The organism is Parapedobacter koreensis, from assembly GCF_900109365.1.
GTDB lineage: Bacteria > Bacteroidota > Bacteroidia > Sphingobacteriales > Sphingobacteriaceae > Parapedobacter > Parapedobacter koreensis.
The window spans coordinates 48,272-62,830 of the sequence record NZ_FNZR01000005.1 but is presented as its reverse complement, the minus strand read 5'-3'; the positions used below and the strand labels follow the sequence as shown (position 1 = coordinate 62,830).

Below are 14,559 nucleotides of genomic sequence, written 5' to 3'. Positions count from 1 at the left end.
AAAGTATAAAATTTTTGTTATTTGATGCAGTTTTGGCCCATAAATGCCTATAAATCCCTACGTTTGGACAAAACAAATCTAAGCGAGCAAATTTAATGGAGATGCAAAGGGATTTTATACGTATTTATACACTTAAAATGCGCCGATCGGGCGCATCTTGCCTGTGGCTATTGCTACTTTCCTTGGCGCAGGGCGCATTTGCCCAGCAGAACTTGAAATACCAATTGCCTCCGCAAAGCATTGTGGATTTGGTAGACGCCCCGCGCCCCGCTGCATACCTTTTCAGTACGGATGGCCATTGGTTAATGATCTTGCACCCTCCTGGCTATGAGTCGATCGAACAGGTCGCGCAGCCGATACTGGGCATTGCGGGCTTGCGCATCAACCCGATCACCAACACATGGGTGGCTGAAGTGGCCGATACTTACCAATCGGCAACCGTACGAGATTTAACAACGGGTGAGGAGTTTAGCTTGGCTGGATTGCCCGAAGGGGTACAGATAGCTGACGTAAAATGGTCGCCCAAGGGAAATGGCATTGCCTTTTTAAACAAATCCCTCCACGATACGGAATTGTGGGTGGCCGATTTCGGCCAGCGCTCGGCAAGGAAAATGTTGAGCGGGGTAAATGATACCTATGGCGAGTCATTCCAGTGGGCAAAAGGCGGCGATGCCCTGCTCGTGCGTCAGGTGATTCAGCAGCGTGGCCCGGTGCCCCCGGCACCGGCGGTACCCGAAGGGCCGGTAGTGCAGGAAAATCTCGGTGGCATAGCACCTGCACGCACGTACCAAAACCTGCTTGCCAACGCCTATGATGAGGAATTGATGGAATATTACCTCTCCGCACAATTGGTGGAAGTGGGGCTGGATGGCACGACAAGGAACATCGGTGACCCCGGTATTTTCGAACGTGTGTCATTTTCGCCAAATGGGAAATACCTCCTGGTGGAAAAGGTGGTACGTCCGTATTCATACGTTGTGCCGATTTCCAGCTTCCCGACAGCCGTATCAATCTGGTCGGCAGACGGCACGCCGGTGAAAGCACTGTATACAACGCCCTTGGCAGATAACCTGCCACCGAGCTTTGATGCGGTGATAGCTGGCCCCAGAAACTTCGCATGGCAAAAGAACGTGGACGCGACAGTGACTTGGCTGGAAGCGCCGGACCAGGGCAACCCGGATCAGGAGGCTGCGTTTCGGGATGAACTGTTTGCGGTGGGCGAACCGTTTGATATGGGGGCAAAGAAAAAAATCTATGCGGCCAATTACCGGATTAGAAGTGTATACTGGGGTGAGGATTGGGCCATTGTCAGCGAAAACTGGCGAAAGGACAGAAGCACCAAACTGACATTGATAGATCCTGCCTCGGCTAAGGTGGTGAAAACCTTGTCTACCCGCAAATCGGAAGATACGTATACGGATCCGGGTGATTTTATCATTGGCTCGAAAGGATTGTTATTGGCTGATAAAACAGGAAGTGTCTTTACAAAGGGCTTGGGTGCTTCGCCGGAAGGCGACCGGCCATTTGTATTGAAATGGAAACTGGATGATGGAAAGGTGGACACATTGTTCAAATCGCAGCGAGGTTACTATGAAGAGCCTGCCTTCTTCAACAATGATGATGTAGTGTACTTTACCCGCGAGTCTTCTACCGCGTCGCCAAACCTTTTTGCGGTAACGCTGAAAGGCAAAAAGGAAAGCCAATTGACCAATTTTCCAGATCCGTACCCCAGCTTGAAATCCGTACAGAAGCAACTGCTGTCATACCCGCGTAAAGATGGTTTGACGCTTAGTGCCACGTTATATTTGCCTGCCGACTTCAAAAAAGGTGATGCACCACTGCCGGTATTGATATGGGCGTATCCGCGTGAGTTTAAAACCAAGGAGGCCGCTGGCCAGGTAAAAGGTTCTGCACACCGCTATCCGGTGCTGGCGTTCCGCTCACCTGTATACTGGGTGACGCGCGGCTATGCGGTGCTGGATCAGGCAGACATGCCTATCGTTGGCGAAGGCGACAATGAGCCGAACGATACTTTCATCCAACAGATTGAGGATAATGCACGTGCATTGATCGATTATGTGGTGGATATGGGGGTAGCCGATAGGAATAGAATCGCTGTAGGTGGACACTCCTATGGGGCATTTATGACGGCCAACTTGCTTGCCCATACTGACTTGTTTGCGGCAGGCATAGCGCGTAGCGGTGCTTACAATCGTACGCTGACGCCCTTCGGCTTCCAGGGCGAAGCGCGCACGTATTGGCAGGCCAAAGACGTATATGATGCGATGTCTCCTTTTACCTATGCGTCGCAAATTAAAGCTCCACTATTGATGACCCATGGTATGGATGATGAAAACTCCGGTACCTTTCCCATCCAGAGCGAACGGTTATATGCCGCAATCAAAGGCCATGGCGGTGTCGTACGTTTGGTGTTGCTGCCCAAGGAATTTCATGGCTACCGGAGCCGCGAAGGTGTGCTGCACACCTTTTGGGAGCAAGACCAATGGCTGGAAAACTATGTGAAGAATAAGGAAAAATAGCAGGACTTGATCGTTGTCGCCATCGTGGAAAGCCTAAGATGGGTCTTTTCGGTTGTCGGCGGTCTCTGCAATCTGTTTGATTTGTAGCATGGTCGTTCGCCAGTAAAATTCCAGATGCTTGCGGATGGTTTCCGTGGGGAAATTTGATATCGTAAGCGTCAGTAGCGTTTGGTTGCCGCTGGGTGCTAAGCTAAATTCAAGGATTGAATAGCTCGTGGGCTCGTCCGCAAGGCGGGAGATGGAGCTGAGGTGGGAATAAGCTAATCTCACCTCTGCGTCGTAGTGCAACACAACACCTTTATTCTCAAATGGAATGTGATGGAAGCCGCGGATAAAGATAGGACAACCAACTTGCCAATCCGTTTGCACGTCGATTTGCATCTCGGGTTCACCGAGCCATGTGGCCATTGTTTCGGGATCGGTCAGCGAGGTCCACACTTTGGCCTTGGTTGTATCAATGGTGATCGCCGTTGAAAAAGAAGTTGTCATGTGATGTGGGTAGCGTAGGCCGTCAGGCGACTTGCTTGATGACATATTCCATGTTGTTGAATGTGAAACGGCTGCCCGCTTCCAGGCCGGCCAACCGCTGACCGATAGGGGAAGCCGTGGATACGACCATGTAAGTGCTGCCGTCTACCTCAAGCCGACCCGCGCTGATGGCAAGAAAAAATGTCCCACGGCTGGTTTCTATGAGACTACCCAACTTTGCGGGACCTGCCTGAGGTTGTATATCCAGCGTGGCCAACACCTGTTCCATCCGCTGTGCATCTAATAATAACTGCTGATGCCTGTCAATTTCCTGTTGCATCATTTCGCGTGTAGTTTCAAACTTGTCGCCTGCACTGCTTTTGGTGTCATCAGTAGCGGCATCGCTTGCAGACTCGATGGCCTGCTGGGCATTGGCGATGCGTTGGTCTACATATTGCTGGCAAGCAGCCAACAGGGAAGTTTTGATGGTATGATACCGGTTGTCCATGTTTATTCAAGCTATCCGTTGCCTTCCGCAAAACGCGCGCCGAGTTTGTAGCAAAAGACTAAAGTGCCTCAATGAAACGGATGCTAATCCCCCGAAAGCAATCATCCATTGAGTACGTCGTAGCGGAAATCCAATAGGATGACCTCGCCGTCGTATGCTATAGTGTCCGTTTATGGCAGGCGGACACCGGTGACCGCTTCGGCAAAAGCATAGAGCTTGGCCGCAATCTGTTCGTCCAATGCATGCGGAGCAAGTGTATCCATCGCAGGGTAACCACGGTATCCACCGGGTTCGTGAGGGCCGTATAATGCCCCGCCCTTGACATCCGCCGAGGTAGCGGCATAGAGCGAGGGCAGCGCGCCCTGCCACGGCTCCATCAGCTCACCGAAACGGGCGACGGCGGCATCATATTCTTCCGGAGTCATGTGCCGGGAAAGCTCGGTCTTGTTGGCTCCGGGTTGTGCAGCGATAGACAGGACATCGTCTCCTTTCGCGCTGATCCGTCGGTGCAACTCCAGCGTAAATAGGATGTCTGCCAGCTTGCTTTGTGCGTATTCGCGCATCGGGTTATACCCTTTCTCCGCTTTCAGATTGTCAAAGTCGATGGTGCCATGCAGGTAAGCCATGCTGCTGACTGTCACAATACGGGAAGCAGGAGTAGATCGCAGTAATGGATAAAGGCTGCCTGTAAGTGCAAAGTGCCCGATAAAATTGACGCCGAACTGCTGTTCAAAGCCCTCGGACGTTTTTCCTAATGGTGGTATCATCACCCCGGCGTTGTTGATGAGGATGTCCAGCCGCTCGTGGGCAGCAATGAACTGGCCTGCGAATGTTGCTACCGCGCGCAGGTCTCCTAGGTTGAGCGCCATGACGTCCAACGTGCCCTTGCCGTCCGGTGTGCGGATGGATGCTGCTGCTTGGTTGCCCTTTTCAGTATCACGGCAAGCCATGATGACCTGTGCGCCTGCTTCATAGAGTGCTTTGGCGGTCTCGTAGCCAATACCGGCGTTGGCACCGGTGACGATGGCTGTTTTGCCCGTTTGGTCGGGCATGTCTTTTGTTGTCCACATTATGAATTGTTTTTTTATGCAAAGGTGCGTTGCAGGCCAAGAAACAGCGCTACAAAAAAGAAAGCAATAGCTATAAAAATCAATCTTTCTGTGTCTGACGGAAATGATTGGGGCTTTGACCGGACTTGCTTTTAAAAAATGCGGAAAAGTGATTGGGCTCCTCGAAGCCAAGGGAGCGGCTAATCTCGCCGATGGTCCAGTCGGTACTTTTGAGCAATATACGGGCTTCCTGCATCATGCGCTCGGCGATTAATTGCATGGTGGTATGGCCAGTGATGGTCTTAAGGGCTTTGTTGAGGTGATTGACGTGCACATGCAACTGCTGGGCATAGTCCTTGGCCGATCGCAATCGCAGCACTTGGCTGGTCATCTCAATGGGAAACTGACGTTCGAGCAGCTCAGCAAACAGGCCGGCGATGCGTTCGGCTGCATTGGCGGCGCTGACAAGTTGGCCCGAAATAGGTTGCAGCTTCTGCGCTTCATGCACCAGCTCCAGCAGCTGGTTGCGCAGCAGGTCGTACTTGAAAATGTAATCGCCATGGAGCTCGGCGTACATTCGTTCGAAGAATTCCTGGAAATGGCCGGTCTGGTCGTCAGCCAACTGGACGATACCCGTAGCGGGGCCTTGGAAGGCGGGGAAATCTTTGATCTGCCCGTAACGCGCAAAGAAAGCTTCGGTAAACACGCAGACAAAACCGGTTTGCCTTTTGCTGATCCGCTCCCAGAAAAAGGGAATCATGGGATTAGTAAATACCAGCACTGTGCCATGGGTATCCACGGTTCGGTCGGCGTAATGAATTTTGCTATCGCCCGTAACCAAGCTAATCTTGAAGAAATCACGTCGGCTGTAGCTGACAGGCTTGCTGTTGGGCAATTCGAGATCCTCTACCCGAAACAGGTTGAAGTGCCCCGCACCGGGAGACAGTTGCTCGGTCTCGCGGTGCAACTGCTGATAGAACGTTTGTAGGCTGGTCACTGGTGCCATCGTGCAAAAATATAAAAATCAATTTACAATACTGGACATAAAGCGGGCGCTGAAACCATAGACGCAAAAGCACTGGAAACGATGAACCCCGACACACTGGCGTAGTTAATTAGTTTAACAATTCTTAACATATTAACTGTTTTTTATGAATGCGGCGCTTCGTATCTTTGCAGCATAAGATTTGTCTTTTCATAATTTAGGTTTATAATTGGTTAGTTAAGAAGTCCCGATTCTCCCCGTTTCGGGACTTTTTTTATTGGCTTAACGCGGCTTAACTGAACTAAATTTGTTCCTTTCATAGCTGCGAATGGCTGCCTGCAGCATTGACGCCGTCCTTGATGAGGCCCATTTTAGCATATTGTCGGGCAATAGCGTAAACGTTTGCATAGTTGTGATAATGTGTTTAACTTAGCACAAATTCCAATTATGGTGTTGAACTGATAAAATAAAAACGATGAGCGTACATTATAAATCGCGCTATGCGATAGGGCCTGCTGAAACCAAGACGCTGGATACGGCGGCGCTGCGGGCGAACTTTTTAATTGAAACGGTTTTTGCCGACGATGCAATCCAATTGGTATACACCCATTATGACCGCTATATTGCTGGCGGAGCGAAGCCGGTGAATAAACCACTCCAACTGGAAACTATCGATGCATTGAGAGCTCCTTATTTCCTCGAACGGCGCGAGTTGGGCATCATCAATGTGGGTGGGGCGGGAATGGTAACCGTCGACGGTGAGGGATATGAGTTGGGTTTCAAGGAAGCCCTATATGTAGGTAAGGGCAACGAGAAGGTGGTATTTTCCAGTAATGATGCGGCAGCCCCGGCAAAATTCTACCTCAATTCCGCTCCTGCGCACCATGCATATCCTACCAAGAAAGTGACCAAGGCAGAGGCTGAAATCGTGGAACTGGGGAGCTTAGAAACGGCGAACCACCGGATCATCAATAAATTGCTGGTCAATAGTGTCATCGAAACCTGCCAATTGCAGATGGGGATGACGGAACTGAAAGTGGGAAGTGTATGGAATACGATGCCGGCGCATACGCACGACCGTCGGATGGAAGTTTACTTTTACTTTGAAATACCCGAAGGCCAAGCCGTAAGCCATTTCATGGGCCAACCGGAGGAAACACGCCACATCTGGATGCATAATGAACAGGCAGTAATCTCTCCACCATGGTCTGTCCATGCCGGGGCGGGAACAAGTAGTTATACCTTCATTTGGGGAATGGCGGGTGAAAACCTCGACTATGACGACATGGATAAGCGTGCGATTACCGATTTGAAATAAATGCAATAAAACCTGAAAATAATGAGAAATAAGATGAATGGTCTGGGCTGCTTCTTTTTTGCCGGGCTATTAGCGGCCGCATGTGGGGCCAACCGGGAGCATACGATAGTCATCAGCAATCCGTTGAACCAAGAACGGGAGGAACTGGTAAGTATACCTTACGGCGAATTTGTAACTGCCTTCAGCGTGGATAGTGTATTCCGGGTGATAGACGTGGCGACGGGCGAGGAGGTCGCTTACCAATTGGAGACCCAGGGTGCGGACACGCCTCAACAGGTACTTTTGCAGGTATCCGTTCCTGCTTCGGGTGAGCTGTCACTCGCCGTTGAAGCCGAAGCGCCGGTGGCATTGCAGCCGAAGGCGTATGCCCGCTACGTGCCAGAGCGGTATGATGACTTTGCTTGGGAGAACGACGTGGTGGCCTTTCGCATGTATGGCAAGGCTTTGGAAGGAAGACCGGACGATGCACAGGGACTGGATTTGTGGTCTAAACGGACGACCGACCTGGTGATAGACAAGTGGTATGCCCACGGGGACTACCATACCGACCATGGCGAAGGGATGGATTATTACTCGGTGGGGCAGACGTTGGGTGCGGGTGATATAGCGCCATATGTCAACGGCAGTATCGACTACGGCAAACATTATCGTACCTACGAAATCCTCGATAACGGCCCGCTACGCACGACTTTCAAGCTGGGCTATGAACCTTGGCAAGTGAACGGAAAAACGGTGTCGGTAAGTAAAGTATACAGCCTGGATGCTGGCTCGCAATTGAATAAGGTGGAAGTGACATATTCCATCGAAGGCGGCGGCACGCTGCCCGCAGCTATTGGCGTAGCACGCCGGGCAGTGGAAGGGGAGATTCTTAACGAGCAAGATCGCGGAATCTTGGGCTACTGGGAACCTGAGCAGGGTGACTATGGCATCACCGGTGTAGGCGTGGTGTTGGCAGAGGGCGGTTTTGAAAGCTACGAGGCTCTTCCCACACAGTATATTGCCGTACTGACCGCATCGGATGGCCAGCCCATTACGTATTTCAATGGAGGGACGTGGAATAAGGCTGGTCGCATCACATCGGCCAACGCGTGGTTTGACTATGTGAAGGTGTTTAAAGAACGGCAAGCATCACCCTTAAAGGCAGAAATAAAATAAGCTATATATGGCAAATAACAATCGATTTGACTTGACCGGGAAGGTCGCCATGGTGACCGGATGCAAACGGGGTATCGGCAAAGCGATTGCTGAATCCCTCGCTGAAGCGGGTGCGGATATCATTGGGGTATCGGCATCGCTGGAGTTGGTGGGAAGTGCGGTGTCGGAAGCGGTGGAGACGATGGGCCGGAAGTTTTATGCTTACCAGGCCGACTTTAGCGATCGGAAATCTGTATATGCGTTCATCGATCGTATCCGAGCGGAGCACCCTCAGGTAGATATCTTATTTAACAATGCCGGTACCATACTGCGCAAGCCGGCCGCGGAGCATCCCGACGATTACTGGGACGAGGTCATCGAGGTGAACCAAAATTCGCAATTTGTGCTCGCGCGAGAAATCGGAAAAGATATGGTGGCAAGGGGTAGTGGCAAGATTATCTTCACCGCGTCGTTGCTCACGTTTCAGGGGGGTATTAACGTGCCGGGTTATGCGGCCTCAAAAGGAGCGATTGGACAGCTTACTAAGGCTTTTGCCAACGAATGGGCATCGAAGGGTGTCAACGTAAATGCCATCGCTCCGGGTTATATCTCTACGGACAATACCGAGGCGCTACGCACAGATGCCGACCGGAGCCGCGCTATCTTGGAACGTATCCCGGCTGGCCGCTGGGGCGAACCTGAAGACTTTAAGGGGCCTGCTGTATTCCTGGCATCGGCGGCGTCCAATTACGTGCATGGCACCATCCTCACGGTAGATGGGGGCTGGATGGGTAGGTAGTTTTATTTATACAGACCTTTGCTTTCAATGAAGGCCATTACACTATCGGGCACGAAGTAGCGGATATTTTTATCCGCCTTCACCGCATTGCGGATAAAGGTGGAGGAAAACTCCATCAATGGTGTGTCCGTGACGGTGACGGAGGGGTGATCTGCCAATTCTGGGGGTGTGGGATAATCCGGCCGTGGATAGACGAAGATACGATAATCACGTAAGAGCAGCTCATAATTCTTCCATTTGTGAAACGTGGCAAGATTGTCGGATCCCATGATGAGCACAAACTGCGTGGCGGGTTGTTTTTCCCGGAGGTAGGTGAGTGTATCAATGGTGTATGAGGGTTGGGGCAGTGAAAACTCGATGGTGCTGCTGCGGATGCCATCGGCATGTTCAATGGCAAGGTTTACCATTTCCAAGCGGTCATACATATTGATGAGTGAGTCTTTTTTCTTCAACGGATTGTGCGGGGAAACGACCAACCATACCTCATCAAGGTCGGTGTAATGTGCCATATAGTTGGCAATAATCAGGTGTCCGGTGTGTATGGGATTAAACGATCCGAAAAACAAACCGACGGTACGCATGGCGATTAGCTTTTGCCCTGGGGTAGAAAGTTCAACACCAATTGCTCAGCCTCGGCACAGGCTTGATCAAGATCATCGTTGTGTAGGATGATGTCAAAGCGATCGGCATAACTGAGTTCTTTTTCGGCTTTTACTATCCGTTCGGCCAGTTTTTCTTCGCTATCAGTGCCCCGAGCACGCAGGCGCTGCACGAGCACTTCCAAGGACGGAGGTTGCACAAATATGGCCAACGCGCGATCAGCGTATTTTCGCTTGAGGTGCAATCCACCCTCCACGTCGATATCGAAGATGACATGCTTGCCCAATGCCCATATCCGCTCCACTTCCGAGCGGAGTGTGCCATAAAACGTGCCGGAGTAGACTTCTTCAAATTCGATAAATTCTTTTTTTGCCACACGGTGCAAAAATTCTTCCTTGGATATAAAGTAGTAATCTTTGCCGCCTACCTCGCCTTCGCGGGGTGGGCGCGTGCTCGCCGAGATGGAGAAGCAAATCTTATCCGAATGTTTGGCCAGCAGGTGCCTGACAATGGTGGTCTTGCCAGCGCCGGAGGGTGCGGAGAATATGATGAGCTTTCCTTCCATGGTCACAGTACGTTTAGCAATTGCTCCTTAATCTTTTCGAGCTCTTCCTTCATACGCACGACAATCTGCTGGATGCCCGCGTGATTGGCCTTTGATCCCAGGGTATTGATTTCGCGGCCCATTTCCTGCGAAATGAAACCCAGTTTTTTGCCGTTGGCGTCCGCAGCGTCAAGGGCTTGCAGGAAGTAATTGCAATGGCTGCGTAAGCGTACCTTTTCTTCGGTGATATCCAATTTATCGATGTAGAAGATAAGCTCTTGCTCGAAGCGGTTCATGTCTACATTTTCCTTGCCAACAGTCTCGTCCATGTAGTGGCTGATGCGGTCGCGGATGAGGGGGATGCGATCCGTCTCTACACTTTCTACTTCGCCGAGGAATCTGAGAATTTCCAATGTACGGGAGGAGAGATCTTGTTTGAGTACGTCGCCTTCATCCCTGCGGAATAGATCAAGCTGGGCCACGGCATCTTGGAAGGCACCCATAAGCAAGGCAGCCTCTTCCTCTTCGGCCTCTTCTTCATTGTGACTGATGACTTCGGGCATATTGAGGGCGACTTCGAAGAGCTTACTCTTATCGGCGCCCAGCTCGGCGGCGATAGTGTCCAATTGACGGTAATAGTTTTTGAGCAATCCTGCATTGATGGTAGCCGCAGCCGCCGTCTGGTCGACATACTCCACACTGACGACGACGTTGACCTTGCCCCGTTCGATAAGCCGTGAGCATTCACTGCGCAACGTAAGTTCTTTATCTGAAAATGCCTTGGGCAGCCGTAGCATCAATTCCAGGAATTTCGAGTTTAAGGATTTGATTTCAACCGTGTATTTTACCTTTTGGTTGTCTCTGGCTCCTAAGCCATAGCCCGTCATGGATTTAATCATATGCAAAGGTAATAATTAGGTTTTAGGTTTGCGTTGCCTATGCCGATTTATGCGCGCGGTTACCCCGGATAACTTCCACAATTATCGGCAGGATAGAAAGGAAAATGATCAGCAGCACCACTTTGGAGAAGTTTTCCCGGATAATGGGGATATTGCCCAGGAAATAACCCGCTAAAGTGATGCCCATAACCCAGAGTAACGCACCCACCACATTGTAGGTTAAAAAGGTTCCATAATTCATCCTCCCGATACCGCCAACAAAAGGGGCAAGGGTTCTGACAATCGGCACGAAGCGGGCAATTACAATGGTTTTGCTTCCGTATTTTAAGTAAAAAGCCTGGGTTTTTTCGATGTGTTCTTCCTTTACGACCTGTTTCCCAAAAAGCCGGAATCTCGTGACTTGCATTCCGAAGCGTTTCCCGATGGCGTAGTTGAGGGAGTCGCCAGTTATCGCTGCCACCAAGAGCACGAAAATCATTAGCCAAACATTTAATTCGTTCGGTTGTGCGGCTAGCATTCCAGCGGCGAAGAGCAGGGAATCGCCTGGTAAAAAGGGCATTACAACGACCCCAGTCTCGATAAAAATAATGAGAAACAGGATAAGGTATGTCCACGTCTTATAGTCATTGACGATTTCGACCAAGTGCTGATCGATATGAAGGATGAAGTCAATGAGTGACGTAATCAGATCCAAGGCTGTTTAACCTAAATTGTTCAACATGACGGGCATTACCAACATCAGGATATCCTCGCTTTCATCCGAAACAGCGGGAATCAATAATCCAGCACGGTTTGGTGTGCTCATTTCGAGGACGACTTCTTCACTATCCAAGTTATTGAGCATTTCTACCAAAAATTTGGCGTTGAAGCCGATTTCCATGTCTTCGCCTTCAAATTGGCAGCTGAGCCGTTCGTGGGCTTCGTTGGAAAAGTCGAGATCTTCTGCGGAGATGTTCAGTTCGCTGCCCGAAATTTTGAGCCTTACCTGATGGGTGGTCTTATTGGCAAAGATCACGACCCGGCGGAGCGAATTAAGGAAAATATGCCGATCGAGCGTCAGCCTGTTGGGATTGACCCGTGGAATCACGGCTTCATAGTCCGGATAACGCTCATCAATCAGGCGGCAGATGAGGTGTATGCTGCCAAACTTGAAGAAGGCATTTGTGCTATTGTATTCCATGGAGACGCCGACGTCCTCCGTGGGCAATGAAGACTTTAGCAAGGACAGTGCCTTCTTCGGCAAAATCAACGAGGTAGGCTTGGGAGAGCCAATATCAGTACGTCGATAGCGTACCAATTTATGGGCATCCGTAGCGACAAATGTGATGGATTGCTCGGCAAACTGTACCAATACCCCGGACATAGCTGGACGCAGCTCGTCATTGCTCACTGCAAAAATGGTCTTATTGATGGCTTCTGCCAGTACCGATGTCGGCATACTGACGGAAGAGGCGTTGTCTACAACGGGAATTTTGGGGAAGTCATCCGCATTTTCACCGCTGAGCTTATATTTACCGTCGCCTGCACTGATTTCAATAGCCAGCGTCTGTGTGTCTACAGAGAAGGCCACCGGTTGATCCGGCAGCGTTTTGAGGGTTTCAATCAATATTTTAGACGGCATGGCTACACGGCCTTCTTCCTTAGCCTCAATGGGAAGGGAAGTGACCATGCTGGTCTGTAGGTCCGTAGCAGAGATTGTAAGTACGTTGTCCTTGATTTCAAACAGAAAATTTTCCAATATAGGAAGTACGGTACTGCTACTGGAGGCTCCGCTGATGGCCTGTAGTTGTTTTAATAATATTGAAGTAGAAACAATAAATCTCATGTCCGAATAATATTACGTGCAATGATAAGGAAAAGATTTGGTATTCGGGAAATGAGATTGTGATTTGAATGCGCAAACAATCCCTGAAAACCGTTGTTGATTAGTTGAGAGACCAATGTTTTATTGTTATGGAAACAAATAGTCATCGAACGGACAGCGACGGAAATCTTCAAGCGGAGGACAACTATGCTGCACATCAGGAAAACCCCGCCCCGTCACCCGAGGCCATAAAGGAACCGAATGATAGGCCTGCAAGCAAGATTATTTGGGTAGCCGTGATTATTGCTATTACCATAATGGCCATTATTTACTTCCTCTATATCTTTTAGTAAAGATACAATGGCTTATGGTTTCCACGGTTGGATGACCTATCTTTGCGGCATTATGCGCATCATGGCTTTTGATTATGGAACCAAACGTATAGGTATTGCGGTGACTGATCCCTTGCAATTAATCGCTACTGCATTGACTACCGTGCATGCTAAAGATGTGATGGCATATGTGAAGAATTACTTGGGAAATGAGGCGGTGGCTATATTTGTCGTGGGGATGCCCAAGCAAATGGACGGCACGGATTCTGAATCTGCCCAACACATCAAGGGCTTTATCCGGTCTTTGCGCCGCACGTTTCCCGCCGTTGCCATCGAAACAATCGACGAACGATTCACTTCCAAAATAGCCTCAGCAGCTATCGCCCAAAGTGGGCTCGGGAAAGAAAAACGCCGGAATAAAGCATTGATAGACAGTGTGGCTGCAGTACTTATTCTTCAGTCTTACCTTGAAAAACGGAGTTTTCAGGGATAAACTTGTTACCTTTGGCCATAGATTTAAGGTTTCCATACCATGGGTCAAGTCCATTTTTTTTCAGAAGATACAACTTATAAACCCAAACAGAAAGCCGCGTTACGCGTATGGGTAAAGGAGACGGCTAAGGCTGAGGGCTACAAATGCGGTGAAATCAATTTTATCCTATGTAGTGATGCTTATTTGCTCGACATCAATAGGCAATACCTTCAACATGATACCTATACGGATATCGTGACGTTTGACAACAGTGAGCGGACGGGGGTGATTGCAGGGGATGTGTTCATCAGTATCGATCGTATCCGTGAGAATGCTGCGAAATTCGGTGTAGTGGAACACGACGAACTGCATCGCGTCATCATCCACGGCATCCTGCACCTCTGCGGATATGGGGATAAGAAAAAAGAAGATAAAGCGCTGATGACGGAGAAGGAGGATTTTTACCTGGCACAAAGAAGCCTAACAGGTTTATAACACCTGTTAGGTCTTAGGCATTAAAACCGCTCAAACTGCGAAAAGAAGAAGTTGCCTTCAATTTCGGCATTTTCATCGGAGTCGGAGCCGTGGACGGCATTGGCTTCTATCGATTTCGCGTACTTATTACGGATGGTTCCGGGTTCGGCCTTTGCCGGATCGGTGGCACCTATCAATTTACGGAACTCTTCTACGGCGTTTTCCTTTTCGAGGATAGCGGCCACAATCGGGCCGGAAGTCATAAATTCTACCAGTTCGCCAAAAAACGGACGCGCTTTGTGCACGGCATAAAAAGCACCGGCGTTTTCCTCACTTAACCGGGTGTATTTCATCGCCACAACCGTAAATCCCCCTGCAATGATATCGTTCAAAATAGCTCCGGCGTGGCCATTGCGCACGGCATCGGGCTTAATCATGGTGAATGTTTTATTCGTTGTCGTTGTCATTAAAAAAATTTTTGCAAACTTAGGTATATTGCATAAGAATTGCAATATACCGATCGCTCAACTGCCTTGGAAATGAATAATGTTCAGCCGAAATGCATGGCGAATTATCCATTACGACATGGAGAGAAAGTATTTGTAACCTGTTTTTTTTAGGTTATCTTTGTAA

17 protein-coding genes are annotated in these 14,559 nt (G+C 49.7%); 7 read left to right on the top strand and 10 right to left on the bottom strand.

Annotated elements, in window-relative coordinates; translation table 11 throughout:
* Positions 1 to 95: 95 nt before the first annotated feature.
* Positions 96 to 2,540, top strand: a complete 2,445-nt coding sequence (locus BMW65_RS13400; RefSeq protein ID WP_245747635.1) for an alpha/beta hydrolase family protein — start codon at positions 96 to 98, stop codon at positions 2,538 to 2,540.
* Between the two features lie 33 nt (positions 2,541 to 2,573).
* On the opposite strand, the gene BMW65_RS13395 is transcribed toward BMW65_RS13400, so the two are convergent.
* From BMW65_RS13395 to BMW65_RS13380, 4 genes are all read right to left on the bottom strand, one after another.
* The gene (locus tag BMW65_RS13395) at positions 2,574 to 3,074 is read right to left on the bottom strand and encodes an SRPBCC family protein (RefSeq protein ID WP_090606113.1); all 501 of its coding nucleotides are present in this window, start codon (positions 3,072 to 3,074) and stop codon (positions 2,574 to 2,576) included.
* On the bottom strand, positions 3,052 to 3,516 hold the full coding sequence (locus BMW65_RS13390) for a hypothetical protein (protein WP_090606112.1): 465 nt from the start codon (positions 3,514 to 3,516) through the stop codon (positions 3,052 to 3,054). Before BMW65_RS13390 ends, BMW65_RS13395 begins: the two co-directional genes overlap by 23 nt.
* 170 nt (positions 3,517 to 3,686) lie before the next feature.
* Positions 3,687 to 4,586 (bottom strand): oxidoreductase, encoded by a 900-nt coding sequence (locus tag BMW65_RS13385; RefSeq protein ID WP_090606110.1) that lies wholly within the window; start codon positions 4,584 to 4,586, stop codon positions 3,687 to 3,689.
* Between the two features lie 79 nt (positions 4,587 to 4,665).
* Positions 4,666 to 5,571, bottom strand: a complete 906-nt coding sequence (locus tag BMW65_RS13380) for a helix-turn-helix domain-containing protein (RefSeq protein WP_090606108.1) — start codon at positions 5,569 to 5,571, stop codon at positions 4,666 to 4,668.
* 454 nt (positions 5,572 to 6,025) lie between these two features.
* Between BMW65_RS13380 and kduI the strand changes: the two genes are divergently transcribed.
* Genes kduI through BMW65_RS13365 form a run of 3 tightly spaced genes read left to right on the top strand, consistent with a single transcriptional unit; the run spans position 6,026 to position 8,801 of the window.
* Positions 6,026 to 6,868 (top strand): 5-dehydro-4-deoxy-D-glucuronate isomerase, encoded by an 843-nt coding sequence (gene kduI, locus BMW65_RS13375; RefSeq protein WP_090606107.1) that lies wholly within the window; start codon positions 6,026 to 6,028, stop codon positions 6,866 to 6,868.
* A gap of 21 nt (positions 6,869 to 6,889) precedes the next feature.
* Positions 6,890 to 8,023: a DUF4861 family protein gene (locus BMW65_RS13370; protein WP_090606105.1), complete on the top strand. Its 1,134-nt coding sequence runs from the start codon at positions 6,890 to 6,892 to the stop codon at positions 8,021 to 8,023.
* Between the two features lie 7 nt (positions 8,024 to 8,030).
* Entirely contained in the window at positions 8,031 to 8,801 is a 771-nt protein-coding gene (locus tag BMW65_RS13365; protein ID WP_090606104.1) for an SDR family oxidoreductase, read from the top strand.
* Positions 8,802 to 8,803: 2 nt separating this feature from the next.
* Here BMW65_RS13365 and nadD read toward each other — a convergent pair whose 3' ends face one another.
* From nadD to dnaN, 5 genes are read right to left on the bottom strand one after another with little or no spacing between them, the layout of a single operon-like run.
* On the bottom strand, positions 8,804 to 9,382 hold the full coding sequence (gene nadD / locus BMW65_RS13360; protein WP_090606102.1) for a nicotinate (nicotinamide) nucleotide adenylyltransferase: 579 nt from the start codon (positions 9,380 to 9,382) through the stop codon (positions 8,804 to 8,806).
* A gap of 5 nt (positions 9,383 to 9,387) precedes the next feature.
* The gene (gmk, locus tag BMW65_RS13355) at positions 9,388 to 9,966 is read right to left on the bottom strand and encodes a guanylate kinase (protein ID WP_090606101.1); all 579 of its coding nucleotides are present in this window, start codon (positions 9,964 to 9,966) and stop codon (positions 9,388 to 9,390) included.
* Positions 9,967 to 9,968: 2 nt separating this feature from the next.
* Positions 9,969 to 10,844, bottom strand: coding sequence for a YicC/YloC family endoribonuclease (locus BMW65_RS13350; RefSeq protein ID WP_090606099.1), 876 nt, complete (start codon positions 10,842 to 10,844; stop codon positions 9,969 to 9,971).
* Between the two features lie 37 nt (positions 10,845 to 10,881).
* A complete protein-coding gene (locus tag BMW65_RS13345) occupies positions 10,882 to 11,538 on the bottom strand; it encodes a DedA family protein (RefSeq protein WP_090606098.1) in 657 nt (218 codons plus the stop codon).
* Positions 11,539 to 11,544: 6 nt separating this feature from the next.
* Positions 11,545 to 12,669, bottom strand: a complete 1,125-nt coding sequence (gene dnaN, locus BMW65_RS13340; RefSeq protein ID WP_090606096.1) for a DNA polymerase III subunit beta — start codon at positions 12,667 to 12,669, stop codon at positions 11,545 to 11,547.
* Between the two features lie 128 nt (positions 12,670 to 12,797).
* Between dnaN and BMW65_RS13335 the strand changes: the two genes are divergently transcribed.
* From BMW65_RS13335 to ybeY, 3 genes are read left to right on the top strand one after another with little or no spacing between them, the layout of a single operon-like run.
* Positions 12,798 to 12,998, top strand: coding sequence for a hypothetical protein (locus BMW65_RS13335; protein ID WP_090606094.1), 201 nt, complete (start codon positions 12,798 to 12,800; stop codon positions 12,996 to 12,998).
* A gap of 10 nt (positions 12,999 to 13,008) precedes the next feature.
* The gene (gene ruvX, locus BMW65_RS13330) at positions 13,009 to 13,473 is read left to right on the top strand and encodes a Holliday junction resolvase RuvX (RefSeq protein WP_245747634.1); all 465 of its coding nucleotides are present in this window, start codon (positions 13,009 to 13,011) and stop codon (positions 13,471 to 13,473) included.
* A 39-nt stretch (positions 13,474 to 13,512) separates the two neighbouring features.
* Positions 13,513 to 13,947, top strand: a complete 435-nt coding sequence (ybeY, locus tag BMW65_RS13325) for an rRNA maturation RNase YbeY (RefSeq protein WP_090606092.1) — start codon at positions 13,513 to 13,515, stop codon at positions 13,945 to 13,947.
* A gap of 20 nt (positions 13,948 to 13,967) precedes the next feature.
* Here ybeY and BMW65_RS13320 read toward each other — a convergent pair whose 3' ends face one another.
* Positions 13,968 to 14,393, bottom strand: coding sequence for a nucleoside-diphosphate kinase (locus tag BMW65_RS13320; RefSeq protein WP_090606091.1), 426 nt, complete (start codon positions 14,391 to 14,393; stop codon positions 13,968 to 13,970).
* Positions 14,394 to 14,559: the final 166 nt, after the last annotated feature.

What these genes read in the sequence shown, in the direction of transcription:
- BMW65_RS13400 (WP_245747635.1), top strand. Translation starts at nt 96, where the DNA reads ATGGAGATGCAAAGGGATTTTATACGTATTTATACACTTAAAATGCGC.
- BMW65_RS13395 (WP_090606113.1), bottom strand. Translation starts at nt 3,074, where the DNA reads ATGTCATCAAGCAAGTCGCCTGACGGCCTACGCTACCCACATCACATG.
- BMW65_RS13390 (WP_090606112.1), bottom strand. Translation starts at nt 3,516, where the DNA reads ATGGACAACCGGTATCATACCATCAAAACTTCCCTGTTGGCTGCTTGC.
- BMW65_RS13385 (WP_090606110.1), bottom strand. Translation starts at nt 4,586, where the DNA reads ATGTGGACAACAAAAGACATGCCCGACCAAACGGGCAAAACAGCCATC.
- BMW65_RS13380 (WP_090606108.1), bottom strand. Translation starts at nt 5,571, where the DNA reads ATGGCACCAGTGACCAGCCTACAAACGTTCTATCAGCAGTTGCACCGC.
- kduI (WP_090606107.1), top strand. Translation starts at nt 6,026, where the DNA reads ATGAGCGTACATTATAAATCGCGCTATGCGATAGGGCCTGCTGAAACC.
- BMW65_RS13370 (WP_090606105.1), top strand. Translation starts at nt 6,890, where the DNA reads ATGAGAAATAAGATGAATGGTCTGGGCTGCTTCTTTTTTGCCGGGCTA.
- BMW65_RS13365 (WP_090606104.1), top strand. Translation starts at nt 8,031, where the DNA reads ATGGCAAATAACAATCGATTTGACTTGACCGGGAAGGTCGCCATGGTG.
- nadD (WP_090606102.1), bottom strand. Translation starts at nt 9,382, where the DNA reads ATGCGTACCGTCGGTTTGTTTTTCGGATCGTTTAATCCCATACACACC.
- gmk (WP_090606101.1), bottom strand. Translation starts at nt 9,966, where the DNA reads ATGGAAGGAAAGCTCATCATATTCTCCGCACCCTCCGGCGCTGGCAAG.
- BMW65_RS13350 (WP_090606099.1), bottom strand. Translation starts at nt 10,844, where the DNA reads ATGATTAAATCCATGACGGGCTATGGCTTAGGAGCCAGAGACAACCAA.
- dnaN (WP_090606096.1), bottom strand. Translation starts at nt 12,669, where the DNA reads ATGAGATTTATTGTTTCTACTTCAATATTATTAAAACAACTACAGGCC.
- BMW65_RS13335 (WP_090606094.1), top strand. Translation starts at nt 12,798, where the DNA reads ATGGAAACAAATAGTCATCGAACGGACAGCGACGGAAATCTTCAAGCG.
- ruvX (WP_245747634.1), top strand. Translation starts at nt 13,009, where the DNA reads ATGGCTTATGGTTTCCACGGTTGGATGACCTATCTTTGCGGCATTATG.
- ybeY (WP_090606092.1), top strand. Translation starts at nt 13,513, where the DNA reads ATGGGTCAAGTCCATTTTTTTTCAGAAGATACAACTTATAAACCCAAA.
- BMW65_RS13320 (WP_090606091.1), bottom strand. Translation starts at nt 14,393, where the DNA reads ATGACAACGACAACGAATAAAACATTCACCATGATTAAGCCCGATGCC.